We start from the raw sequence: 24,226 nt of genomic DNA, 5'->3' as shown, positions 1-24,226 counted from the left end.
TTTCAGCCATCAATAGGTCAGTGTCACATTGGCGAGGATCGAATAGTAATTCCCCTCGCTACCCAGATTATCGAACAGGTTCTCGAAACCGGCCCCCGACAACAGCGCCGCGCCCGACAGGCGGAAGACAATGTTCTGGTTCGCCTTGGGCCGCCAGATCGCCGAGGCCGACACGTCGTAGCCGATGTCCGACGGAATCGAGCCTTCGATCCGCAGGTCTTCGAGCGTCGCGGTGTCTTCGAACCACAAGTGATTGGCATTGGCGCTGACGCGCACTTCGGGGGTGAGGTCGAAATCCGCGCCTACCCCGATCAGCCACAGGCCCGGATTGTTGAAGTTCGACTGCCCCTGTTCCTTCGACGGACGCAGATTGTTCAGGATACCGTTGCGGCTGTTGACGTTGATCGCGCGCCCGCCGCCTGCAAAGGGGATTGTCTGGCGAATCCAGTAGGAGGTGTCCGCACCCGCGAAGATCGGGTTCTCGAAAATCGCGTCGAACCCGTTTTCCTCGTCGTCGTAGGGATCGCTGTCGCCGCTTTGATAGAGACCGGAAAGGCGGAAACGGATCCAATCGCGGTCGTAACTGAGTTCGACAGCGGCGAATTGCGCGTCGATATCGGCCGGTTCGCTGGTGAAGAAGTTGTTGCGATCCTCTCCCAGCGCCCAATAGGCGCTGCCCGTCACATTGATGCGCCCGATGCGCCCGTCGACATTGTAGCCCAGGTAGAACACGTCGTATTCTCGCCCGCGCAGATCGCCCAGCAGCGCCGGGCGCACGGGGAAGCCATTGTCATCGATCTCGACGTCGTCGGCCTCGCGATTGCGATTGTAGGCGAGGGTGAACTGGCTGGTCAGCGCCGGGATTAGGAAGTCCTGGCGATAGACATTGGCGATGAAGACGAAATCATCGCGCGGGCTCTGCACCACCGAATTGAGGCCGCTATTGGTGTCCTTCTCGAGCCGCCAGAAGGCGCCGAGGTTGAACTGGAAGCGATTGTTGTCGCGATTGCCGAACAGTCGCACGCCGAGCTGCTGATCGTTGAACAGAAAGCCACGGAAATCAGCCTGGAAAGGCTGGATGCCGGCGCGGATCGAGATGAAGTCGAACCGGTCGCGGTCGAACTGGGTGAAGTGATAATCGACGAAGGCTTCCTGGACGCCCAGGAACTGATCGAGACGCTCGCTGTCGCGCGAAGGCTCCACGAACAGAACGCGCCGTTCGGGCACATCCACGTAGTTGACATTGTAGGCGAAGGTCAGCCGATATTCGACGCTCGGCGGCTTGTAGGCGGTCGAGCCCTTAAGGAGCGCTGCGCCGAGAATAAAGGTCTGCGAGAGAACGGTCGAAAAATCGTTGCCAAACACATCGAGCCGGTCAGGGTCCTCGGTGGTCTGGATGCCCACGGGAATGGGAAAGGTTCGCGGTTCGACCACGGTGTCGCTGATTGCGTTGACGACGAAGAACCAATCGTCGCCCGTGATCGGCAGCCACGGCACCTTGTCCGGATTGATCGGGCGATCGCCCTTGTAGGTGTTCTGATTGTAGGGATCGAGAATCGAATGGCGCACCACCGGTGTGCCGTCGATGTCGGTCACGTTGTCGATCAGCCGCCAGCGATCGGGGATCGGCACCTGATCGGGCGAAAAGGCCTGCGGTGGCGGCGCGCGCACGGCGCCGGGGTTCTCCTGTTCAATCCGCTCGGGCAGCGGCGAATTGAAGCCGGGACGCTCGCGGCCTTCGAGAATCTGGTTGTCGAGGTCCTCCGCCTCTTCGCGCGCGCGCACGTTCAGCCCTTCGCGGTCGATACTCTGATTGCGATCCGCCTCAACCTCGGCGTCCTGCGTCTCGCCGACCTCGTCCCCGACCTCGCCCGCAGCCGTCGCCACGGGGTCGGGCTCTTCGGCCTGCACCGGCTGCGCAAGGACCACCAGCGGGATGAGGGGAACAGCGCTCATACCGCTACAGCCCCTCGCAGACATTTTGCGCCGGATCGTCGAGGAACGGCGCGAAGGGGCAATTGATGTAGCGCAGGCGCACGTCGCGCGTCCCCACCGAGACCACGATCCGGTCGGCCCGGATTTCGCGCGGGGCATTGCCGATCGTGCCGGTGCGTACGCCGGCATTGTGCAGGCCGAGGAAGCTGATCATGTCGTCCTGATCGATCCCGTCGCCGGACACGCCGATCCCGCCGACGAGCTGCCCGCCGCGATAGACGGGGACCGAACCGGGGAATATCTGGAAACCGTTGTCGACGCGGGTTTCGCCGGGCGTGATCTGAGGCAGGGTTCCGCAAAAGCGCGGCGTGTCTTCGGCGACCAATCCGCTGACGAACCCGACATGGCGCGCGAGATTGCCGGCGACGAGCGCGGATTGCAGTCCGGTCGAGAAGACGTTGAACTGCTCGATCGGGCGCGATAGCGGTCCGTGCGGGAGGCCGACCTCGCCATCGGGGAAGTAGGGCCGCGACAAATTACCGCCCGAGCGATCGGCAAACGCGAACTCGCCGGTCAGCGCGTTGGGATCACCCAGGAATTCGCGCACGCGGCCGACGAACAGCGGCACTTCGTTATTAGCCGCCAACATGTCGGATGCCGCGAAGGTGCCCGAGAAGAAATTGGCCGTCCGCGCCTTTTGCAAGCTGACATCGGTGCCGAAGATCGGCGCATCGGGGGACCGCACGATGCCCAGGATCTGCCCGCGCGTATCGACCAGGCTGATGGTCACCTGCGCGCGGCTGTCCACCGGGCGGCGGATTTGCGCGCGCGCCCGGGTCATCACAGTGAAGGCTTCCTCCAGAATGGTGCGCGCTTCGCCTTCGGTCAGCGGCGAGGCGATATCCCCGCCGTCGGTGCCGCCGCGCACCGGGTGGCGAATGGAGCCCGTCCCGTCGGACAGGACGAATGCGTCGCGCAGGGCGAATTCGGACGCGGTAGAGGGCCGGATGCCCGAGTTTTCCGTGCCGTAGATTGTCCCTGCCCTGATCGAGCCGTCGAAATATCCGCGCACTGCGAGCAGCGATCCCGCCGTATTCGCAAAGCCGGCGCCCGCGACGTCGGTAAGGCCGCCATAGGTCGCATCGGTGAAGCGCAGCGACGTGCCGTCTACGAGAATGCGGTTGGCGCGGATATCGATCGGCGCCTCGAACCCGACCGTGCCGGCGAGCGCAATGAACTCGTCGAGATCGAGATCGACGTCGAGAATGTTCGGGTCGAAGCCGTAGGTGTCGTCCGCCGCTACGCCGACGCCGCCGACGAGCACGCCGTTCTTGTAGAGCGGAAAGCCGCCCGGGTCCGCCGAAAGGCCGAGCGGCGAGCGCTGCGGACCAATCATCCCGTCCGAAGCCCGCCGCGACAGGTCCGAACACGGCAATTGGCTGAACTGCACGCCGAAAAGCGGCCCGCTTTCGAGCCCCACTGTCGTTGGAGCGGGCGGGAAGTGCTCCTGGATGATCTGCGAGGCGACCCGGGTCGAAAAGGCGTTGCCGCCGCTCGAGAGGTAGGCGCCGGTCACCGCCTTGGCGATCGCCGCAGCTTCGGAAGGCACGTCGATGCCCTGAATGTCGGCATTGTTGCCATTGGGTGCGCGCGGTATTCCCACGGTCAGGCGCGCTCCCGGTGTGCGGTAGACGGCGAGGATGTTACCGACCCGGTCGGCGACCGCGATCGTCGCGCCCTCGCCCATGGCGCTTGACTGCGCGGCGGCCTGCGCGATGACCTGCTGCACATCGCCCACCGAGAGGTTTTCCTGCCCCGGAAAGGCGAAGAATTCGCCCGTCGTCGGAGGGGGTGTTGGCGGTGTCGGAGTGGGCGGAGGATTGCCTCCGCCACCGGTCGGCGCGGGCGGCGGACTGTCCCCGCCGCCGCAGGCCGCGAGAAGCATCAACGGCGCCGCCAGCAGAATTTTCCATCCCCCCGCCACGATTATTGCAACCTGCGGATCGAGGCGAGCGCGCTCGCTAGCGCGGTGCGGAAATCGTCGGGGCGATAGGCGTTGGGCTCCTCGACCGCAGCATAGGCGCGATTGATGCTGGTACGGATGCCCGCCGCCGCTCCGGGCGTGACGCGGCCATTGGTGACCAGGCCGTTCAACAAGGTGTCGATCGCCATCACCGCCTGGACCGAGCCCGAATAGTCGGTGAAGCGCGGACGGGTCGCATTGTCGCCGATGATGTCGATGATCCGGAATGCGTCCGCATCGGCATAGGCGCGCTGGCCAAGCGCGTCCGACAACTGCGCCGCCCGCCGCGAGAGGGCAGCCGCGGTCTCGCGCGGGTCGGCCCCGCTTCCACCGAGGCTGGCGTGGAAGTCGCGGCTCGCCTGCTTGAACTCGTCAGCTCGCCCGGGAACCAGCGCCCCAGCCACGGCGGACAGCATGATGATGTTCTCGTCGTTGAACGGCGCATTGCCGAAGGGAATCGGACGGCCTGGATTCTCTTCGAAGGTCAGACGGCGCCGATCCGAATCCTGAATTTCGCGGTGACACGAATGGCAATCGAAGAAGTAATATTGCGGGAACGCGCCGGCCATGGCGAAGCGCGGCTGCGAATAGAGCCCGGTCGCGCGGCGCACCGCCTCGGCCTGGCCCACCGCCCAGAACCGCACCGGATCGGGCCGGCCCTTGCGACGCGCATAATCGGCGTCGATGTCGTGATGCTGCTGCAGCGCGCTGAAAAGGTCGAGCTCGAAGGAGATGCGCGGATGGCCCGCCGCCATCATCGAATGGGTGACGAACTGGCCGGTCTTGGTCGAGCCGTAATGGCAATCGAGACAGACATTCGCGCGCACATCCGGGATCTCTAGCGGAATCAGTCCATCAGCGACGTTGGAGGCATGCGTTGCAGGGCGCGCATAATGCGTGGCAAGCCACCCATCCGCTGCACCGTGGCAGCTTTCGCAGCCGACCCCGTCGGAAAGCTGGAACCGGGCGCCGCGCTGCGATGTCGGCACATAGGTGGCGTGGCAGCCGAGGCATTCTTCCGCCCGCGTCGCATCGCCTAGGCCAAGGGTGCGGGTGATCTGCTGTCCGCGGCGGCCGGTGAGTACGGCATAGGCGCGGCTATGAGCGCCGCTGGCCGAAGAAGGCTCCTGCCAGGTGGCGATCTCGTCCTGCCTGACGATCGCGCCATTGCCTTCGGCCCGGCCGTGACAGGTCGATCCAGCACAGCTGGCGACGCCTTCGAAGGTGGCGTTGCCCGAAGCGGTGGCGGCGGGATAGGCGGCGACGAGGCCAACCGCCGCGACGATGCGAAGTATAGCGGACTGGCGAAGGCGCATTCGGACACTGCGCAGCAGGCTGCGACCCGGTCGGTCCGCCTGCGACCCGTCACGATAAGGGGACGCGATAATCCCCCAAATCGGCTTTTCAAACGCCATCTCATACCCCCCACGAGATGCTTTAGCTTTGCCTTTTCGAAGCCGGCGCGCAAGTCTTGCCTCTCGCGCTGATCCCGGCTTTTCCCGAACGACACGTCGCCTATTCCATGGCGAATTTCGACCGGCAAAGCTTGTATGGTCCCGTCAAAACGGCGCGGCCTGCGCCGACTCCCGACGATCCCTGACTTCCCTCAAGCGCGCGTTCTTCCAATCTTCGCCGCGCGATGCAACCTTCAATGCGAGTTTTTTGGGGCGAGTTGCCGAACTATGCCGCGCAGCCCGCCCGCCCATTGCTTCGCTCAGCGGTTTGCTGACAGGGCGATATGCCGCTTCATATGATGCGCGACATTGCCGAACTCGCTGTCGAAGATGGTCAATCGTTTGAAGTAATGGCCGATTGCATACTCGTCGGTCATGCCGTTGCCGCCATGGATCTGGATCGCTTCCTGTCCGACCATATGCGCCGCCTGCCCGACCCGGACCTTGGCGGCGGAGACGGCGAGCTTGCGTGCGCGTTCGTCGGCGTCGAGCCGTAGGGTTGCGAGATAGGTCATCGAGACCGAGCTTTCATACTCGGTATACATATCGACCATGCGATGCTGGAGCACCTGGAACGAGCCGATCGGTACGCCGAACTGCTTGCGCTGCTTGGAATATTCGAGCGTCATCGCATTGGCGACCTTCATCGCTCCGCATGCCTCGGCGCATTGCGCGGCGATGGCTTCGTCGGTGACGCGCTCGATCAGGGGTAGCGCCCCGCCCTCTTCGCCGATGAGCGCGTCGGCCGGCACGCTCACATTCTCGAAGTAGACCTCCGAAGCGCGCCGTCCGTCGACCGTCGAATAATCGCGAGTGACGACCCCGTCCGCCGATTTGTCGACCACCAAAACGGAAACGCCGTCCCGGTCGCGCCTCTCGCCCGAAGTGCGCGCGGTGACGACGAGGTGGCTCGCCCACGGCGCGCCGATCACCACGGCCTTGTGACCGTTCAGGACATATCCTTCGCCGTCTTTCTTCGCCGTTGTCTGAAGGTCGGCATAGTCGTAGCGCCCCTGCGGTTCGGCATAGGCAAAGGCGTAAACCCGCTCGCCCGAGACGATCGCGCCGATATGCTCGTCCTTCTGCGCCGCGCTCCCGGCATGTTTGAAGAAGCCGCCGGCGCAAACGACTGTCGGCACGAAAGGTTCGACCACCAGCCCCTTGCCGAACTCCTCCATCACAACCATCGCGTCGACCGCGCCGCCGCCAAAGCCGCCATCCTCCTCGCTGAAAGGCATGCCGAGAATGCCGAGCTCGGCAAGCTGCGCCCAGATTTCGGGACGCCAGCCGGCATCGCCCGCGATCACTTCCCGGCGGGTCTCCGCGCCATATTCCTCGCGCACCAGCCGCGACAGGCCATCGCGCACCATCTCCTGTTCTTCGGTGAAATTGAAGTCCACGTCTTCTCTCTCCCGCTCGAGCTTTTAAAGGCCGAGAATCATTTTCGTTATGATGTTGCGCTGGATCTCGTTCGATCCGCCATAGATCGAGGTCTTGCGCATGTTGAAATAGGTCGCCGCGGAATGCGGCGCGTAGTCGGGGCCGATCGGATATTCGTTCGAGCCCAGCTGCGCATCGGCGATGCTGCCATACATCGGCGTGCCGTAGCTGCCGACCGCCTCGAGCGTAAGCTCGGTCAGCCGCTGCTGGATTTCGGTGCCCTTGATCTTGAGGATCGAGCTTTCCGGCCCCGGCCCCTTGCCCGCCTGTTCGCCGGCCAATGTCCGCAGTTCGGTCATTTCGAGCGCGGCCAGGTCGATCTCGAGCTGGCTGACCTTGCGCGCGAAAGCCTCGTCCTCGATCAGCGGCTCGCCGCCAACGGTTTCGCTGCGGGCAATGTCGCGCAGCTTCTCGATCCCGCGCTTCGAGCGCGCGACGCCCGCGATCCCACTGCGTTCGTGCGCGAGCAGGAACTTGGCATAGGTCCAGCCCATATTCTCTTCGCCGACAAGATTTTCGACCGGCACGCGCACGTCGGTAAGCCAGGTCTCGTTGACCTCGTAGCCGCCGTCGATGAGCTTGATGGGCTTCACTTCGACGCCCGGCGTGTTCATGTCGATGAGGAGAAAGCTGATCCCCTGCTGCGGCTTTTCCGCATCCGGATCGGTCCGGCACAGGAAGAAGCCCCAATCGGCATATTGCGCAAGCGTCGTCCAGGTCTTCTGGCCATTGACGACGTAATGATCACCGTCGCGAACGGCCGTGGTTTTCAGGCTCGCTAGGTCCGAGCCGGCGCCCGGCTCCGAATAGCCCTGGCACCACCAGACATCGCCGGACAGGATGCCGGGCAGGTGTCGTTGCTTCTGCTCGTCATTGCCGAAAGTGTAGATCACCGGGCCGACCATCGAGATACCAAAAGGCAGCGGCATAAAAGTGCCGACACGGGCATTCTCTTCGGACCAGATGTAACGCTGGGTCGGGCTCCACCCCGTGCCGCCATATTCGACCGGCCAGGCAGGCGCCGACCAGCCCTTCTTGCCAAGGATTTTGTGCCAGGCGGTCATGTCTTCGGGCGACATGTCCTCGCGGTTGCCCATGCCTTCGAGATGCTTGGGGTGGTTCTCTTCGATGAAGGTTCGAACTTCTTCGCGAAAGGCGATTTCCTCGGGCGTGAATTCCAGGTTCATGGGCGGGTGACCTCCAATGAGAGCGGCGTTTCGGTGCGCATTCCTGCCACGCCGAACGCCATCGCGCAAAGTGCTTTTGCTCGCATTTATGCAAGCCGGGTTGCCCCGCAATCAAGTGCGATGCGGCCTATGAGCGGCGCGACAACGACCTTGCCGTTACGGCATGGCGGCCGGGCCCATTCGCACTGAGGGCCCGGCCGGCATGATGACCGCTACTGTCCGGTCAGAACCGCGTGCGCAGCGAGACGCGGTAATTGCGCCCGATAGCGTTGCCGATGAACGGATTGAAGCCCAGCGGCAGCTGCGCTTCGGCTGGTTCCTCGTCGGTGAAGTTCTCGACCGCGCCCTGCAACTGGACCTCCGCCCCGCGGATGTCGAGATCGATGGTCACTGCGATGTCGTGCTGCGTGTAGGAGCCGCTCTCAATGCCGAAATCGGTCGGGCCCTGCGAGGTCTGGAAGCAGACCTCGACCCCGATGCAGCGATCGTCGGTCACCCCGTCGATATGGGTGACGTCGTAGCGGATATTGACCGGCTCGAAATTCACGTTGACGAAGCCGTTGGCGCGCCATTCGGGCAACGTGTTGGGATCGCGGAAGTAATTGCCAAAACCCACCGCATCGTAGCTTTCCTGCACGATCACGCCCTGCAGCTCGAAATCGTCGAATTCGTATTCGAGATTGTAAACTGCATTGCCGCCGAAGGAGAGCAGCACATCGTTGGTAACAGGAAGATCGACGTTCAGCGCGAAGTCCAGTCCCGCGATGTCGACATCGGGCCCGTTCACGAAATCGGTCCGCACGCGGCTGATGTCGATGCCGGTGGTCTCTCCCTGTATGCACTGATTGCCGGAGAAGGTGACGAGGTTCACCAGCGGGCTCGAACAGTCGACCGGTTGGGTACCGGTGGTCTGCCCGTTGCCGACCAGGTTGGCGATCGCCTCACCCGGCGTCGTGGTGATCTGATCTTCCAGCAGGATAGCCCAGTAGTCGGCGGAGAAGGTGACATTCAAATCGCCGAACCCGGTACTGAAGATCGCGCCGACATTGTATGTGAGCGCGGTTTCAGGTCCGAGATCGTCGGGATTGCCGAAGATGTCGAGCGACTTGAAGTTGCCGCCCGCCGCGGTGAAGCCCTGCAAAGCGGTGGTGCTGTTATCGGCGACGTTGCTGGCGAGCGGGCCGCGGAAGGTGGTGCCGATCGAACCGCGCAAGGTTACCCAGTCGGTCGCCTCGAAACGGATCGATCCCTTGGGGTTGAAGGTCGAACCGATCGTCCCGCCATAATCCTCGAACCGTGCCGCCGCGCTCACCTCCAGCCGGTCGGTCAGCGGCGCTGCCAGTTCGGCGAAGACGGCGTAGACGCTCTGTTCGACGGCCACCGGGCGGAACACGCCGAGGAAGATGAACGGGCCGACCCCCTCGGTAGACGTGCCGACGCAGCTCGTGTCGCCTTCGATAAAGCACGGATTTCGCAGTGCGTCCGATTCCTCGTTGATCGGGTTCTGACGGAAATCGTTCTGGCGATATTGCGCACCCACCGCGAAAGCGAGCGGGCCGCCGCCCAGTTCGATCCCGGTTTCGCCCGAGAGGACAATATCGGCGATAAATTGCGATTCGTCCTCGCGGATGCCGTTGGGGATTTGGATAAAATTGACGAGCTCCTCGCTATTCTCGTTGCCCACCACGAAGAACGGATTTTCAAGCTCGAATGCCGGATTGCGCGGACCGGCGTTGGCGAAGGGATTGAAGAATTCGCAGCCGTTCTGCCCCGGCACGTCGCCCGTGCAATTCGGCCCGCCGAAGCCACTGAGCGCCGCCTGAAGTCGCGAGCCGACAATGCCTTGCGAGGTCTGGAATCGCTTCGCCTCCCAGAACGTCCCGTCGACATTGAGCACCAAGGCCTCGCCGACATCGAATTCAAGCCCGCCGCTCACGCGCCAGCCGTCATTGACCGCCGCGCCTTCGCTGGCGCCTCGGCTTTCGTCGGGGTTGAGCGGATTGCCGAGATAGCCGAACGGCCGGAAGAGCACGTTGGTAACGGCGACGATCGGATTTTCCGGAGTGGATTGTGGCAGGCCGACCTGGTCGAGGAAAGGGACTAGGCCGGGATTGGCCGGCGAGGTGGAGAAAGCGTTGAGGAAGCCCGAACCGCGCGGCCCTTGCGTTGGCGGGAAGGCCGGCGACTGGTTGAACGACAAAAGTTCGGTGCGCGCCCACAATCCATCGAGATGAAAGCGTGCCCGATCGCTCAGATCGACGTTAAACTCGCCATAAACCTGGAAGCGGTCCGTATCCTCAATGAGGTTGTTGAACGGCACGAAGGAGAACCGGCACAGCGCCCCGTCCTGAAACCCGCCCAGCGCTTCGCACCCGACGTCGGGGCGGACCTGCGTGTCGAGATCGCCGGTCGCGGCGTCGAGATAGGTGACGGCGAACAGGCCCGGTGTCGACAGCGCGGAGAAGCGCGAGGGGTTCACTTCGAACGGCAGGTTGACGAAATCGCGCTCGGTGGTCGGCAATTCGGAGCGTTGCTGCCACCCGGCGCCCAGCACCAGGTTGGCATCGCCGAATTCGAAGCCGGTCAGCGCGCTGACCTGAAAATCGCCGTCGGAGCCGGGTATGAAGTTGTAATTGCCGGCAAGCTCGACACCGACGAAATCGCTGCGGGTGATGAAGTTGGCCACACCGGCGATCGCATCCGAACCGTAGGTCGAGCCGGCGCCGTCCTTGAGGATCTCGATCCGCTCCAGCGCGAACAGCGGCATGAGCTGCGTGTCGGCAAAGCCTTCACCGGGCGCATTGATGGTGCGCTTGCCGTTGAGCAATGTCAGCGTCCGGGTTGCGCCGAGGCCGCGAAGGTTGATCGAACCGAGGCCGCGGAACCCTTGCGCGGCGGTGGAAAACTGGTTGGTATCGCCAAGCACCGCGCCGACCGAGGGCAGGTCCTTGATGAATTCGAGCGGGCTGTCGACGCCCTGTTGGCGCAGATCTTCGGCGGTGAATACGTCGACCGGGAGCGCGGCGTCTTCGGGCGTGCCGCGGATAAGCGAGCCGGTGACGATGATCTGGTTGTCGCGCGCACTCGGCTCGGACCCTGCGGTCGTGACCTCGGACTGGGCGAAGGCGGCGGCGGGTGCGCTCAGCAAAGCGATGCACAATGCGCTGCGGGCGATCGAGCTGGTCAGACGTGTTTTCATGTTCTCTCCCGAAAGTTTTCTTGTCCGGAAAGAGAAGGTCGAAAGCCGCACCGCCTGCCGACCCTTTGGTCTGACAAGTGGCATAATCCGTGGCGATCCCCTCCCGGACCAGGTCGAAACCTGCGCTTATGACGGTTTTATTGCAAGTGGCCTTTCGCGCTTTTCGTCCGACGCCGATGCCGGGCCGCGGCAACCCATGCGCGCGCGCCCTTCCCTGCCGCTTTCAAACGGGCATGGAAAGCGGCGCGCGGGCGGGTTAAGGCGGTGCCCGGTCTGGCGAGGCGGAAGGACGGATATGAGCGAGCTTCACCCGGTGATCGAAAAGGTCACGCAGCGCATCGTTGAACGTTCGCGCAAGAGCCGCCGCGCCTATCTCGATCTGATCGCGCGCGAGGCGGACAACCAGCCAGAGCGTTCGCAGGTCGCCTGTTCGAACCTCGCCCATGCCTTTGCCGGTGCGCTCGAGGATCAGGAAGCGCTGAAGCGCATGGCTGGCCCCAACCTCGCGGTGGTCACCAGCTACAACGACATGCTGTCCGCGCATCAGCCCTATGGCCGCTATCCCGAACGCCTGAAAATCTATGCACGCGAGGTCGGCGCGACGGCACAGGTTGCAGGTGGCACACCGGCGATGTGCGACGGGGTGACGCAGGGCGAGACGGGAATGGAGCTCTCGCTCTTCAGCCGCGACGCGATCGCAATGGCGACCAGTGTAGCGCTCAGCCACGCAATGTATGACGGCATGCTGCTCCTCGGAATATGCGACAAGATTGTGCCGGGCCTGCTGATCGGCGCCTTGCGCTTCGGCCATCTTCCGGGCGTCTTCGTGCCGAGCGGACCGATGCCTTCCGGCGTTTCGAACAAGCAGAAACAGCATGTCCGTCAACTCTATGCCGAGGGCAAGGCGAGCCGCGAGGAACTGCTCGAAAGCGAACTCGGCTCCTACCACTCGCCCGGCACCTGCACGTTCTACGGCACGGCGAATTCGAACCAGATGATGATGGAAATGATGGGCCTGCATGTGCCGGGCGCGGCGTTTTTCCAGCCGGGCACGAAGATCCGCCAGGCGCTCGACCGGGCGGCGGTTCACCGCGCGGGCGCGATGGGGCGCGGCGGCAATGATTATCGCCCGCTCGGCCACTGTGTCGATGAAAAGGCGATCGTCAACGCCGCGGTCGGCCTGCTCGCGACCGGCGGATCGACCAATCACGCAATCCACATCCCCGCCTTCGCCAGAGCCGCGGGAATTGCGATCGACTGGGACGATCTCGCCGAACTTTCGAGTGTCGTTCCGCTGCTCGCACGGGTCTATCCCAACGGGTCGGGAGATGTGAACCATTTCCACGATGCGGGCGGCATGGGCTTCGTCATTCGCGAGCTTATCGCTGCAGGGCTCGCGCATGGCGACGTGCCGGGCGTTGGCGATCAGCGCGGGCTGGCCGACCACGCGCGCGAACCCTGGCTCGACGAGGGCGAGCTCGCATGGCGCGACATCGGCGAGACGGGCGATGCCGAAATGCTGCGCCCGGCCAGCGATCCGTTCCAGGCCGATGGCGGAATGCGCCTCGTCGAGGGCAATTTGGGACGCGCCTGCTTCAAGTCCTCGGCGGTGACGCGCGAGCGATGGACGATCGAGGCGCGCGCGCGCGTCTTCGAGGCACAGGGCGCGGTGGCCGAGGCATTCAGGGCGGGCGAGCTCGACCGCGACGTCGTGGTCGTGGTCCGTTTTCAGGGGCCGCGCGCTAACGGGATGCCGGAACTGCACAGCCTCACCCCGCTCTTGGGTGTTTTGCAGGATCGCGGCCACCGCGTCGCGCTGGTCACCGATGGGCGCATGTCCGGGGCGAGCGGCAAGGTGCCCGCTGCGATCCACTGCTCACCCGAAGCCTTCGGCGGCGGCCCGCTCGCCCGCCTGCGCGATGACGACGTTGTGCGCGTGTGCGCGGCGAGCGGCACCCTGTCGACCAAGGCCGACCTTGCCGCCCGCGAGCCCGCCCCCGACCCCGCACCCGCCTTCGGCACCGGACGCGAACTGTTCGCCATGTTTCGCGCGCTGGCCGACGAAGCGGAAAAGGGCGGCAGCGCGATGCTCGCATCCGCCGGCCTTTGAGTTTGCAGCGAACCCGAACCATCGCCGGACGCGGCGAGGCCCACGCCTTCTTACAGCATTACGGAGTACGACAATGAGCGATACACAGGCGTTTCAGCCCAGCGAGATCGAGCGCATCATGCTCACCGCGCCGGTCATTCCCGTCCTCGTGGTGCATGATATCGGCCGCGCGCGCGAACAGGCCGAGGCGCTCGTCGAAGGGGGGCTCAGAGTGCTCGAAGTGACGCTCCGCACGCCCGATGCGCTGGAAGCGATCAAGCGCATGAACCTTGTGCCGGGAGCCATCGTCGGCGCAGGCACCGTCGCCAATCCGCGCGAGCTCGACGAGGCCCTTGCCGCCGGCGCAGAATTCATCGTCTCGCCCGGGCTAACGCACAACCTCGGCGAAGCGGCGCTGCAATCGGGACTACCTTTCCTGCCGGGCATCGCCACGGCCGGCGACATCATGCGCGGGCTCGACCTCGGGCTGTCGCACTTCAAGTTCTTTCCGGCGATGGCGGCGGGCGGCGTTCCGGCGCTGAAGGCGCTTACCGGGCCGTTTGCGCAGTGCCGCTTCTGCCCCACCGGCGGCATTACCGAGGCCAACGCCTCCGATTGGCTGGCGCTCGATACTGTGCTGTGCGTCGGAGGCACCTGGCTGGTGCACGAGGGCGCCTCACCCGAAGATATCAAGGCTAGCGCGCAGGCCGCCGCCGCTCTCGATGCAGGAGCGCAGGCCACCACCTAAATATTTGTTGGTTAAGGCGCTGCGCGCGTTGCGGCGGGGTTTGATCGTGGTCTGAAACCCCTGATGGAGCGCGCGGAATGATATCTTGGCTCACAGAATGTGCGCGCCATGTGCACGATTCGATAGAAGGCTACCGGGCAGCGGTGGAGAAGGCGGAGAATCCGCGCCTGGCCGAGATTTTCGCCATCCGCCTCGCCAAGCGCGAAGAAACGTTCGAGCGGTTGAACACGGCGCTTACCGATCTGGGCGAGGAACCGGTCGAGAGCGGCTCGGCGCTCGGCACCCTGCACGAATTATGGTCCTGGGTTACCGCCGGCTTCGACGATGGCGACGAGGCGATCGCCGACCGTGTCGAGGAAGGCGAAGACTATCTCAAGGAACGCATCGAGGAAGCGCTCGAAGACGATGATTTGTCGCCGCCCGAACGCGAAGCGCTGGCGATGGCGCTCGAAGAGGTTGCGCGCGGCGAGTTCTTCGCCGGCCAGCTGCTCGCGGATCTCGACGCCTGACATGAGCAGCCAAATAGACGACTACGCAATCCCGCGCTCCGGCGGAGTGTCGGCGTGAATGGTCCGCTGGAATGGGCGGCGTCGATCGGCACGATCCTCGCCGCGACTCTCATCGCGATCGACCTATCGCGCAAAGTGACCGGGTGGGGCTTTGTCCTCTTCAGCGTTGTCTCTATCCTTTGGATAATATCGGGCTTCGTCGAGAACGCGATGCCGATCGCGATCATGAACGGCGTCTTGCTGCTGATCAACGCTTGGGGAGTGTGGCGTTACCTCCTCGATCCAACGCGCCAGCAAATCATTTCGAAAACGGCCGCAACCACCCAATAACAAAGATCAAATCAGGCCATACTGTCCGATAGCGACCGTTTCCTCGTGCATGACGATGTGCCCCAAAACCACCACCGAGGACCCGCTGATCGCGCTCGACAAGACGCGGATGCAGCGTGAGATCGAAGACCATATCCGGGCGACCGACTTCCCCTGTGTCGGTGCGAAATCCGCGCTCGCCCGCGGCGGTCTTCATATCGAGTGCGCCTGGTCGCTGACAAGTGGTTGGGACGATCTTCGGATTCACGATCGCCTGCTTGAATGGAGCCGCGCTTATGCCGCCGATGACAGCGGGTTACGCTCCTTCGTTGTTGCGTTCGATGGGCCCGGCGATCTTGGCGAAGAGAAGTTCGAGGAAGCGATGTGGACGCGAATTCAGTCGCTCGCGGACAAGGATGCCTGGCGCGGACAGGATTACGACGCGCGGGTCAGCGCCGACCCAGCAAACCCGCATTTCTCGTTGAGCTTTGGGGGTGAGGCTTATTTCGTCGTCGGCCTGCATCCGAACGCCTCGCGCCCCGCCCGACGCGCGCCGCGACCGACACTGGTCTTCAACCTGCACGATCAGTTCGAGAAATTGCGGGCGGACAACAGATACGAAAAAATGCGCGCCGCCATCCTTGCCCGCGACGAAGCGCTGGCCGGATCGGTCAATCCAATGCTGGCGCGCCATGGCGAAGTCAGCGAAGCCCGGCAATATAGCGGCCGCGCGGTGGGCAACGACTGGCAATGTCCCTTCACCGATACGCGCGCGGATGACGGAAAGGAAAATCCTTACGCATGAACCGGATCGAACCACGCAGCGGCACGGCTTTCACTTTGGCGAAAGGCGAGCTCTTGACGGTTGCTGATCCGAAAGGCGGACAGGTTTCCGATATGCTGGCCTTCAATGCGAAAGACGTAGGGGAGGTGATTTCGAACGGGCGCACCTTCGACTACGAGGAGACGATCAATCTGACCGCGGGCCACCGCCTTTGGTCGAACCGATCGAACCCGATGCTGACCATAGTCGAAGACGATGTCGGCCGTCACGATTTCCTGCTGACCCCGTGCAGCAGGGCGACCTTTCGGCACTTCTACCCGGACAAACCAATGCATCGCGGCTGTTTCGGCAATCTTGCAGAAGCGCTGGAACCTTACGGCGTCGTCCCGGACGCCATTCCCACCGCCTTCAACATCTTCATGAATGTGCCGGTCGACGCCGCCAGCGGCGCGCTCCGTGTCGATCCGCCGACCAGCCGCGCCGGCGACGCGGTCGTGATGCGCGCAGAGATGGACCTGGTCATCGGCCTGACCGCCTGCTCCGCCTATGCCTCCAACGGGGGCAGCTTCAAGCCGATCGACTACGCTGTCTCGAAAGCGTGATCTGCCGGTTGGCGCTTGAGGCCCGTCACCACCCCTCGCCAAGCTTTAGCGGGCCGTCGCCGTAAAGATAGCTCGGATCGAATTGCGCATATTTTCTGAGCGCATCCCAGTCCCGCGTATACAGCGTGCCGCGGCGTATTTCGGCAAGCTCGATCTCGCGCAGCTTGCTGACGGCGCGGTTGGCATGAACCGCGCTGACCCCGCACATGTCGCCCAGATCGAGCTGTGTGAACGGGGCCCGCAATGCACGGGGCACCGCTCTGCCGACGAGGCCCAATCGCGTCTGCAGCTCGCAATAGATATGCGCAATCCGCCGCGGTGCGTCGAGGCGTTCGAGCATTTGTATCCATTTTCGATGAATTGCCGCGTCGAGCAGGGTGGCAAACCACATCGCCCGTGCAAGGCCCGGTCGCTCGCGCATGGTATTCGTCAGGCGATCGTGCGGCACAACGCCGATCCGTGTTGCGCCCACCGAGACGAGGTTGTGGTCGAGCGATTTCAAGGCAAAGCCGTGCAGATCAACGAAATCGCCCGGCACGTGAACCCCGACGATAAAGCGCCGATCGTCCTTGCAGATGGTGCGGAACATGAAGCCGTCGACGAGGATCGCACTATGTGCCACCCGTTCGCCGCGCGCGACGAGAACCTCGCCCCCGCTGAGCGAGCGCTGTTCGGAGACCAGTTTCTCGACATTGCGCAGATCGTCCTTGCTTAGATGATGGCGTAGCCGGCCGGCCAGGAAATTCCCGGTCATCGGATACTCGCCGTCTCTTATTTCATCCGATCCTCTAGACATCGAGGCGGGGCTACATGCCTTCGCCGCCACTTAAACTGACAAATGTTGTTTCATTATTGTTTTTCGCCGAAGAGCTTCGGTGAACGGTTCCATTAGTAGGGCGGTTCGCTCTTAGCGCGGCAAGTGTTGCCTCACGTACCGCGCGCAAGGGATGGCGCACGACGGTATCGATGGGCTGCGCCGTTCCGTCGCCATCATATCCGAGGCGGGGCACCTCACCCTGCGGACTCGTGCCGATCTTATAATCCGTATTCCCGTCGCGCACCTCGCCCGCTTCCATGCCCTGGTCGACCCCCAAAAAGGCTTCGAAAGCACGGGTGTGGGCGTCCGGACGAGCCACGAAATCTTCGTAGCGCACGACCATCGCCGCGTGCAGATAGTCGAGGTCATCCAGCATCAAGCGGTAGGCCCGGGCCCCGTAGCGCGCGAGGTTCACGGCGCTGTCGTCCGACCATTTTTGCAGCGCCTGCGCCATGAACAGCGGATGGCGGGTCACGACGATGAACTGCGCGAGCGGGAACAGCGCTTGAAGCAACCGCATGCGCGTCAGATTGACCGGTGACTTTTCGACCCGCCAGGATTTCGCCGGATCGAACCAGACGCCCCATTCAGCCTCTAGCCGCTCCTTGGTGGCAAGCGTATTGAGCGGATCGGTCTCGGTCCGGTGCTGCGCCGGGTCGAGGGCGTAGGCGCCCGGAATGCCATCCTTCGCCGTATGCGGTATTGCCCCTTGCAGGTAGCACCCCTCGTTCTCGGGAACGGGCGCCCCTTCTATCGCGGCGACGTCGCGGTGAGAGCCGATAACCCGCGCGATGAGGCTGGTCCCCGTGCGATGGAGCCCCGCGATGAAGATATAGCGATGCCTGGCCCGCACTGGGAATGCATTCATTCCGGGCCCTCGCGATGTGCCAACGTGCCTTCGCCGTAGAGATAATCGGGCTCGAACTTCGCAAACGCCTCCAACGCGTCGCGGTCGGGAATATCGATCCGCCCGCGCGTCATCTCGGCAATACCGCGCTCGCGCAGTTCCTTGATTGCGCGGTTCGCATGGATCGTAGTCGAGCCCGACATTTCGGCAAGATCCGACTGGGTCAGCGGGGTATCGAACCCGCCCGCATCGCCCAACCCCACCATTTCCAGCCGCCGCCAGATCTCGGCAAAAATATGCGCGAGCCGGCGCGGCGCAGTCAGCTGTTCGAGCTTCATAACCCATTCGCGGTGCATCGCCGCATCGAGCAGCGTCGAGAACCAGAAAAGCCGCGCAAGGTGAGGCTCATCGCGCATGATTTCGGCCAGGCGGTCATGCGGCACATAGCCCAAAGTGACCGATCCGATCGTATCGATATTGTGATCGAGCCGCTTGAGTGCGAAACAATGCAGATCGACGAAATCGCCCGGCACATGAAAGCTCACGCCGTAACGCTGCTCGGGCCCGTCCAGCGTGCGCAGAACGAAACCTTCGATAAGCATGCTCGAACGATCGTAGACCTTTCCACGGTGCACGATGCGACGCGGCTCTGTGATCGTCTCGGTTTCGGTGATCGCGTTTTCGAGGATCCGTTTCTCGCGGTCGCCCATTCCCCGGCGCAGCCGTCCGAGCAGGAAACGTCCGGTGTGCGGGTATCGCGTCAATTCTTCGTTGGCATTCGCAGATTTGCGCATGTCTTCCCCTTTGATCTGGAAATCGCACTAGCAGCGCGGCGGTTCCCGCGCGAATGAATGTTAGATTGCGGGCTGCGAGAGGCGGGCGGGCGTTGACACGGCATTCCCTGCCAAGAGCCCCCTTGATGTAGGGCATTAATCGGGTTGCAGTACTCCGCATGAAAATCGCCGTCTTCGCCCATATTCGCCATGCGATTGCTGAGCCCTTCATGGGCGGCATGGAAGCCCATTGCCGAATGCTGTGCGATGGCCTTCGCGCGAGCGGGCACGACGTTACGCTGTTTGCCGCCGCAGGCTCGCGCGATGCGCAATTGTTCGAAATTTGCGACGCACCCTATGACAGCGTTCTGCCCTGGGCGGTTTGGCGCGGCACGCCCGAACTTGCCGCCTATCAACGGGAGGCCTTCGCCCGCGGCTGGGCCGAGGTTCTCGCACGCGATTTCGATGTCGTGCACAACAATTCGCTCTGCCCCGCGATCATCGAATGGGCGGCGCGCGACGGCGTACCCCTCGTCACTTCGCAGCACGTTCCGCCGTTCGGCGCGATGCGCGACGCAGTGATCGACCATGCTTATCACCCCGGCATGATGACGACCGTTACCTCGCACAGCCAACTCGAGGCGTGGGATCCGGGACCGGGGGCCAATTTGCGCGTCGTTCACAACGGCATTCGCTGCGACCAGTGGATTCCGGCGGCGCGAGCTGAGGATCATTTTGTCTGGGTCGGCCGTATCACGCCCAACAAGGGCACGGGCGAGGCAGCCCGCGCTGCGCGTATGGCCAGAGCGAAGCTCAAGATCGTCGGACCGGTCGAGGATGCGCGCTATTTCATGGAACAGGTCGAACCGCATCTGACCGACGGGATCGAATATCACGGTCATCGCACCACCGATGCGCTGCGACCGATTGTTGCCCAGGCCCGGGGCGCACTTGTAACCCCGCTTTGGGACGAGCCGTTCGGACTAGTCGCAGCCGAGGCGCTTTCCTGCGGCACGCCGGTCTGCGCCTATGGCAGCGGCGCGCTGGCCGAAGTGGTTGGCGATTGCGGCTTTATCGTGCCGCCGCGCGATATCGGCGCGTTGGCGGTGGCGATGGGCAGAATCGACGAAGTGTCGCGCCGGCGCTGTCGCCAACGTGTGCTCACCCGCTACTCCGTGCCAGCGATGATCGAGGGATACCAGGCGTGTTATCGCCGCGTTGTCGACACCCGCGCGGATCAAGCCGCTTCAGCATTCGCTTCCAGCCAGTCCAGCACCACGGCGCTGCTCGCATAGGGCTGGTGTTCCTGTTGGCGGGTTAGCGCCAGATCGGTCTCCTCAGCTTCGCGCAATTTGCGCCAACCATGCTCGGTGCGTTCGATCAGGCCCATTAGCACGAAGGCGCGCAGCCAGTGCTGCATAGTCGGCTCGCCCCATTTTTCGGCGAAGGCCATGGCATTGGCGAGCACGCTGTCGAGATGGTGCACCGGCGGCATGTGGTGCGGATGATATTGGTGATAGGCCTTGGCCCCCTTCACCCACCACAAGGGCAGCCCTGCCTCGACCACCATCCGGCCGAAATCGGTATCCTCGCCGCCATATCCGTCATAGCGCTCATCGAACCCACCAATGGTTGCGAAGTCACGCGCGGGGAGCGCGAAATTAAGCGACCAGAAGCAGCGATAATCCTCGCATGCGCGAAGGCCGGAAGGTGGCGGTCCGGGGCGTTCGGAATGGGTGACGCCGAGCCGATCGAAGGCGGGGAAGTCGATGCCGCCATCGGTCGCGCCTTTGGGCAAGTAGGCGACTTCGCCCATGATGACGCCCTCATCTTCGTTTCCAGCGCGCGCGTAATCGCCGACAAGCGAGGGGGCGGGAATGCAATCGACATCAAGGAAGATCAGGAACTCGCCACGCGCCGCGCCCGCCGCCGCATTGCGCGCGGCGGCGAGCGGAATGTCGCTTGTCCCCATCATGATCTGTCGAATGGGAAAGGGCGCCTCGGGAAGGTCGTAGCGCAGCGGCTGCATCACGGCGATGACGAGTTCGTCCGGCCGCCGCTGCGATCGCGACAGTCCGGCGATGAGGTTTGCAAGATGAGTCTCGCGGCCATGCGCGAGGGTGCAGACCGAAATCGTCATGCAAGGGCTTTCGTTATTGGGACGATATGAGCGGGACCATCGTGCGTGGGTTCGGCCCATAGACTCGTCGCGAGCCCATCGATCCAGGCGGCTGCATCGCGCGCGGCTTCCGCATCGACGAAGGCCCCACGCTCAGCAGGCGTTAGCTGGCTCGCCGTTTCCCAGAGCGCGCGCCATGCGCTCCCATGCGAGGGCCAGGTCTGCATGACGGCGGCAAGGCCGGCATGTTCGAGGACGGCGGCCTTGGCGATCTGCTCGTCGAAATAGCGCCATTCGGGTACGACAACCCAGGGCTTTCGGGCGGCGAGGACCATATGGACGGTAGTGTTGCCGCAAGAGGAGACGATCCGGTCGGCCGCGGCGATCCAGTTCATCGGATTGTCGACCCACCCCTGGTGCAGAAGGTTGCCCGGCGGGGTTTCGTGCCACTCACTGGTGACCTTGCCGATCGTGAACCACAGGCTGTCGGGCTCGCACCGTGCACCTAGGGTCAGCGGCGCGCTCGGCATACCGGTGCCGCCGCCGCCCGCTACGACGCACACGATGTCGCGATCCTGCGGCAGGCCGAGCGTGCGGCGCGCTTCCTCGCGGCCGGGCATGGCGGGCAGATCGATGCCAACGCCGGGAGCGTAGTGGGTCTTGTCCTTCATCCAACTGGGCCGATCGTCCTGTTCGAGCGCCTTCGCATAGGGCGCGAGCAGGCCGACCGCGCTTTCGTAAGCCGCCATGTGCCCGGGATCGGAGCGATCGCCATGCTGGAGGACGGCGATATGCGGGACCGAGCAGAGCCGCGCAAACTGGCCGAGCTCGGCGGACACGTCTGTGACGAACAAGGCCGGGTCAACCTCGTCGAACCATGCGCCGAGGCGGGCCATTGCGCGGCGAATGCCGGGCCAGCCAAGCGGCGCGCAGTGGACATTGGACGGTTGCGGCAATGCCGCCATCAAGGGAGCCTCCTCGCCCGTCGGCTCGAACAGCGAGGGCAATTCGATGATCTCGATCCCGGGCTCTAGCAGTCCGAAAATGTCGGGGCGGGCACAGAATAGGGTTACCGGGCGGTGGCGGACCAGTTCGTTTGCGATTGCGCGGGCGCGTTCGGCGTGACCACGACCCTGGTGGTGGACGAAATAGCCGACAGCGCGCGTCATGGGCGCGCCCCCGAACGCGCTGTGCGTCGGGCGACCGTCTGCCGCTCCCCATGCGCCTCGATCCCTTCGACCGCACCGAGGCCATGCGCCTTTGTGGCAAGGTAGACGTTCGGGCGCTGGGTCAACCGTGCGATCTCCGCGGAATGGTTTTGAACGATGATCGCGTTCTCGCAGGCGGTGAGCATGTCCTCGTCATTGCCGCTGTCGCCTGCAGCGTAGATGTGTCCCGGTTCGATGCCAAGCGCCGCGCCGACATGGTTCATCGCCGCCGCTTTGCCTGCGCCTAACGGCAAGATATCGAGAAGCGAGCCATGGCTTGCGATGAGCCGAACCGGCAGGCAGGCCTTCCGCATGGCGACGCGTACCTGTTCGACGTCGGCAGCATCGGCGTAGAAGTAGCTGCGCTTGAAATCGCGCTGTTCGTAAATCGGTTGCGGGCGGAGCTGCGGGAGCTCGGCCATTACCGCCTCTACCGCTGCCGCGTCCCATCGCGCCTGCCCCAAGTTCGGAAAAGCCCTATCGCGCACCGGACCGGCGCTTCCGGACCAGTAGATCTCGCTGCCAACCGAAGCGATCCAGGCGGCGGGTTCGGGAATGCCCCATTCGCGCACGATCCGACGCGCCTCGATGACGGAGCGACCGGTGGCGATGACGAACGCGAAATCGGGATGAGCCTCGAGAAAGCCGCGCAGTCGTTCGACGCCGTTGGCGCAGCCGGTCAGCGTATTGTCGAGATCGCTAACGAACAGCGATGTGACACCGGGCCCGACCCGCGCGGCGCGCGCGTTTTCGGTCCCGCTCAGATCACGCGCAATCGCGACGAAACCCTGGGCATAGCGATCCCAATTGAGATCGGCCGCCCCGCGCGGACCGTTGGCGGCGCAGCGCGACCAGAGCTCGCGATCCGAAAGCAGGCGCTCGATCGCACCGCCGATCTCCGAACGATTGCGCGGATCGATCAGCAGGCCGTGCTCGATCTCGGACACGGTATCGAGCGGTCCGCCAACATTGGTGGCGATCACGGGAAGGCCATGCGCAGCGGCTTCGAGGATGGTAAGGCCATAGGGCTCGATCAGCGCTGGATTTACGAACACGCCGCGCGACTTGGCCGCAAGTGCGTAAAGCCCGGCGACATCGGCGCTCGAATGCGATTTGGGGTAAGCGACGCGGCCATAGAGGTCGTGGCGATCGATCAGGTGCAGCAGCTGCGTGATGACCTCGACCTGTTCAGGTTCGCCAGCGTCGCTCGCCTGGCGTTGGCCTGCGAGAATTACGAGGTTCGCTGGCTGCTCAATGCCTGCAAAGGCTTGGACGAGGGTATCGAGGTTCTTCTTGTGAACCGGCCGCGCAATGGCAAGGACGATCGGCAGCGAAGGGTCGCGCAGGAATGGTGCAATGAGATTGCGGGCGCCGCTGAGACTTTCAGCCGTCGCCGGTTCGAGCGAAATGCCGGGTACGACGCGGTGGATTTTCGCGGGCTCGGCGGTGGGGTAGGCTACCAGCTGACGCTCGCATTCGTCGCGAGAGGAACCGATCACCGCCGCCGCGCCCCCGATCGCGCGCGCCTCTTCCGAAATGCGCGCTTCCAATGCAGCGCACGGCGCCTCGAGGGTTTCGCGTTTGTCGAGGCCCAGCGAATGGGCGGTGTAGATATAGGGAATGCCCAGCGCGCGTTGCACCTGCGCGGCGACATCGGCCGCGTCGGCGAAATGAGCGTGTATGAGATCGGGCAGGCGCTCGCGGCTGCGCAATTCGGCGATCAGCGCGGCGACGAATGCCGCCCGGTCGGCGCGCAACTCTTCCTTGGCGAGGTAGCGCCGATTGCCGCTGTCGATGCGGGTGATGGCGAGCCCCGGCGCGATCTCTTCGCGCGCGCGGACGTGAACCTCGCCCAGATGCGGTTCGTTGAACAGACGTGTGACGATCTCCGCCTGAGACACCCGGGGATGCCGCGCAAGAGCCCGCATCTCGCCCAGAATATAGGTGATATGACCGCCCGTGTCTTCGGTGATTCCGTAGGACACCGGTTCGCTGCGCAAGCAGCCGCCAAGGGCGATCGAGACGATGTGCAATTCTCTGCTCTCACTATAGGGGTTTACCCAAGGACGAATGCCCGCGATGCGCGGCTATCAATGCAACATCTATTGATATGGCTGACGCGCCTCCGCGGAGACGGTGGGCCCGCCCCGCATGCTCATGGGTCGATGCGTACAAAGAGCGGT

General features: G+C 63.8%; 19 protein-coding genes. 7 read left to right on the top strand and 12 right to left on the bottom strand.

All coding sequences use genetic code 11. The features are described from left to right. Positions 1-9 precede the first annotated feature (9 nt). From V2I30_RS14710 to V2I30_RS14685, 6 genes are all read right to left on the bottom strand, one after another. Positions 10-1,956 (bottom strand): hypothetical protein, encoded by a 1,947-nt coding sequence (locus V2I30_RS14710; RefSeq protein ID WP_330662937.1) that lies wholly within the window; start codon positions 1,954-1,956, stop codon positions 10-12. A 4-nt stretch (positions 1,957-1,960) separates the two neighbouring features. Beyond that, positions 1,961-3,880: a heme-binding protein gene (locus tag V2I30_RS14705; protein WP_330662973.1), complete on the bottom strand. Its 1,920-nt coding sequence runs from the start codon at positions 3,878-3,880 to the stop codon at positions 1,961-1,963. 41 nt (positions 3,881-3,921) lie between these two features. Next, positions 3,922-5,274, bottom strand: coding sequence for a multiheme c-type cytochrome (locus tag V2I30_RS14700; RefSeq protein WP_442896944.1), 1,353 nt, complete (start codon positions 5,272-5,274; stop codon positions 3,922-3,924). Positions 5,275-5,672: 398 nt separating this feature from the next. After that, entirely contained in the window at positions 5,673-6,812 is a 1,140-nt protein-coding gene (locus tag V2I30_RS14695) for an acyl-CoA dehydrogenase family protein (RefSeq protein WP_330662935.1), read from the bottom strand. Positions 6,813-6,836: 24 nt separating this feature from the next. Continuing rightward, a complete protein-coding gene (locus tag V2I30_RS14690; RefSeq protein ID WP_330662934.1) occupies positions 6,837-8,039 on the bottom strand; it encodes an acyl-CoA dehydrogenase family protein in 1,203 nt (400 codons plus the stop codon). Between the two features lie 223 nt (positions 8,040-8,262). Beyond that, a complete protein-coding gene (locus tag V2I30_RS14685) occupies positions 8,263-11,238 on the bottom strand; it encodes a TonB-dependent receptor domain-containing protein (RefSeq protein ID WP_330662933.1) in 2,976 nt (991 codons plus the stop codon). 295 nt (positions 11,239-11,533) lie between these two features. On the opposite strand from V2I30_RS14685, the gene edd reads away from it, so the two are divergent. The 6 genes from edd (at position 11,534) to V2I30_RS14655 (ending at position 16,279) form a co-directional block, all read left to right on the top strand. Continuing rightward, positions 11,534-13,348 carry a phosphogluconate dehydratase gene (edd, locus tag V2I30_RS14680; RefSeq protein ID WP_330662932.1) on the top strand — a complete coding sequence of 605 codons (1,815 nt, stop codon included), beginning with the start codon at positions 11,534-11,536 and terminating at the stop codon, positions 13,346-13,348. Positions 13,349-13,421: 73 nt separating this feature from the next. Then, the gene (eda, locus tag V2I30_RS14675) at positions 13,422-14,075 is read left to right on the top strand and encodes a bifunctional 4-hydroxy-2-oxoglutarate aldolase/2-dehydro-3-deoxy-phosphogluconate aldolase (RefSeq protein WP_330662931.1); all 654 of its coding nucleotides are present in this window, start codon (positions 13,422-13,424) and stop codon (positions 14,073-14,075) included. Between the two features lie 77 nt (positions 14,076-14,152). Beyond that, complete coding sequence (locus V2I30_RS14670) at positions 14,153-14,584, top strand: PA2169 family four-helix-bundle protein (RefSeq protein ID WP_330662930.1); 432 nt, start codon at positions 14,153-14,155, stop codon at positions 14,582-14,584. 54 nt (positions 14,585-14,638) lie between these two features. Next, positions 14,639-14,914, top strand: coding sequence for a hypothetical protein (locus tag V2I30_RS14665; RefSeq protein ID WP_330662929.1), 276 nt, complete (start codon positions 14,639-14,641; stop codon positions 14,912-14,914). 55 nt (positions 14,915-14,969) lie between these two features. Beyond that, complete coding sequence (gene gntA / locus V2I30_RS14660) at positions 14,970-15,698, top strand: guanitoxin biosynthesis heme-dependent pre-guanitoxin N-hydroxylase GntA (protein ID WP_442896943.1); 729 nt, start codon at positions 14,970-14,972, stop codon at positions 15,696-15,698. Next, on the top strand, positions 15,695-16,279 hold the full coding sequence (locus tag V2I30_RS14655) for an urea carboxylase-associated family protein (RefSeq protein ID WP_330662927.1): 585 nt from the start codon (positions 15,695-15,697) through the stop codon (positions 16,277-16,279). Before gntA ends, V2I30_RS14655 begins: the two co-directional genes overlap by 4 nt. A gap of 25 nt (positions 16,280-16,304) precedes the next feature. On the opposite strand, the gene V2I30_RS14650 is transcribed toward V2I30_RS14655, so the two are convergent. Genes V2I30_RS14650 through V2I30_RS14640 form a run of 3 tightly spaced genes read right to left on the bottom strand, consistent with a single transcriptional unit; the run spans position 16,305 to position 18,737 of the window. Continuing rightward, positions 16,305-17,033 carry a Crp/Fnr family transcriptional regulator gene (locus tag V2I30_RS14650; RefSeq protein ID WP_330662926.1) on the bottom strand — a complete coding sequence of 243 codons (729 nt, stop codon included), beginning with the start codon at positions 17,031-17,033 and terminating at the stop codon, positions 16,305-16,307. Positions 17,034-17,085: 52 nt separating this feature from the next. Continuing rightward, a complete protein-coding gene (locus V2I30_RS14645) occupies positions 17,086-17,964 on the bottom strand; it encodes a sulfotransferase family protein (protein WP_330662925.1) in 879 nt (292 codons plus the stop codon). Then, the gene (locus tag V2I30_RS14640; RefSeq protein WP_330662924.1) at positions 17,961-18,737 is read right to left on the bottom strand and encodes a Crp/Fnr family transcriptional regulator; all 777 of its coding nucleotides are present in this window, start codon (positions 18,735-18,737) and stop codon (positions 17,961-17,963) included. Before V2I30_RS14640 ends, V2I30_RS14645 begins: the two co-directional genes overlap by 4 nt. Positions 18,738-18,895: 158 nt before the next feature. On the opposite strand from V2I30_RS14640, the gene V2I30_RS14635 reads away from it, so the two are divergent. Then, complete coding sequence (locus V2I30_RS14635; protein WP_330662923.1) at positions 18,896-20,011, top strand: glycosyltransferase; 1,116 nt, start codon at positions 18,896-18,898, stop codon at positions 20,009-20,011. Here the strand turns inward: V2I30_RS14635 and V2I30_RS14630 are convergent. The 3 genes from V2I30_RS14630 to V2I30_RS14620 are packed head-to-tail and all read right to left on the bottom strand — an operon-like array spanning position 19,954 to position 24,076. Next, entirely contained in the window at positions 19,954-20,856 is a 903-nt protein-coding gene (locus tag V2I30_RS14630) for a glycosyltransferase family 2 protein (RefSeq protein ID WP_330662922.1), read from the bottom strand. The genes V2I30_RS14635 and V2I30_RS14630 overlap by 58 nt on opposite strands. Next, positions 20,853-22,004, bottom strand: coding sequence for a hypothetical protein (locus V2I30_RS14625; protein ID WP_330662921.1), 1,152 nt, complete (start codon positions 22,002-22,004; stop codon positions 20,853-20,855). Before V2I30_RS14625 ends, V2I30_RS14630 begins: the two co-directional genes overlap by 4 nt. Next, entirely contained in the window at positions 22,001-24,076 is a 2,076-nt protein-coding gene (locus tag V2I30_RS14620) for an HAD-IIB family hydrolase (protein ID WP_330662920.1), read from the bottom strand. The genes V2I30_RS14625 and V2I30_RS14620 overlap by 4 nt, the downstream gene beginning before the upstream one ends. Positions 24,077-24,226: the final 150 nt, after the last annotated feature.

The organism is Erythrobacter sp. (assembly GCF_036351135.1).
Taxonomy (GTDB): domain Bacteria; phylum Pseudomonadota; class Alphaproteobacteria; order Sphingomonadales; family Sphingomonadaceae; genus Erythrobacter.
The sequence above is the reverse complement of the archived record's forward strand: the minus strand, read 5'-3'. Positions and strand labels throughout refer to the sequence as shown.

Bases quoted from the DNA above. Each gene is read 5' to 3' on its own strand.
- V2I30_RS14655 (WP_330662927.1), top strand. From the start codon at position 15,695: ATGAACCGGATCGAACCACGCAGCGGCACGGCTTTCACTTTGGCGAAA.
- V2I30_RS14685 (WP_330662933.1), bottom strand. From the start codon at position 11,238: ATGAAAACACGTCTGACCAGCTCGATCGCCCGCAGCGCATTGTGCATC.
- V2I30_RS14705 (WP_330662973.1), bottom strand. From the start codon at position 3,880: ATGCTTCTCGCGGCCTGCGGCGGCGGGGACAGTCCGCCGCCCGCGCCG.
- gntA (WP_442896943.1), top strand. From the start codon at position 14,970: ATGTGCCCCAAAACCACCACCGAGGACCCGCTGATCGCGCTCGACAAG.
- V2I30_RS14690 (WP_330662934.1), bottom strand. From the start codon at position 8,039: ATGAACCTGGAATTCACGCCCGAGGAAATCGCCTTTCGCGAAGAAGTT.
- V2I30_RS14635 (WP_330662923.1), top strand. From the start codon at position 18,896: ATGAAAATCGCCGTCTTCGCCCATATTCGCCATGCGATTGCTGAGCCC.
- V2I30_RS14625 (WP_330662921.1), bottom strand. From the start codon at position 22,004: ATGACGCGCGCTGTCGGCTATTTCGTCCACCACCAGGGTCGTGGTCAC.
- V2I30_RS14710 (WP_330662937.1), bottom strand. From the start codon at position 1,956: ATGAGCGCTGTTCCCCTCATCCCGCTGGTGGTCCTTGCGCAGCCGGTG.
- V2I30_RS14670 (WP_330662930.1), top strand. From the start codon at position 14,153: ATGATATCTTGGCTCACAGAATGTGCGCGCCATGTGCACGATTCGATA.
- V2I30_RS14640 (WP_330662924.1), bottom strand. From the start codon at position 18,737: ATGCGCAAATCTGCGAATGCCAACGAAGAATTGACGCGATACCCGCAC.
- V2I30_RS14630 (WP_330662922.1), bottom strand. From the start codon at position 20,856: ATGACGATTTCGGTCTGCACCCTCGCGCATGGCCGCGAGACTCATCTT.
- eda (WP_330662931.1), top strand. From the start codon at position 13,422: ATGAGCGATACACAGGCGTTTCAGCCCAGCGAGATCGAGCGCATCATG.
- V2I30_RS14650 (WP_330662926.1), bottom strand. From the start codon at position 17,033: ATGACCGGGAATTTCCTGGCCGGCCGGCTACGCCATCATCTAAGCAAG.
- edd (WP_330662932.1), top strand. From the start codon at position 11,534: ATGAGCGAGCTTCACCCGGTGATCGAAAAGGTCACGCAGCGCATCGTT.
- V2I30_RS14645 (WP_330662925.1), bottom strand. From the start codon at position 17,964: ATGAATGCATTCCCAGTGCGGGCCAGGCATCGCTATATCTTCATCGCG.
- V2I30_RS14700 (WP_442896944.1), bottom strand. From the start codon at position 5,274: ATGCGCCTTCGCCAGTCCGCTATACTTCGCATCGTCGCGGCGGTTGGC.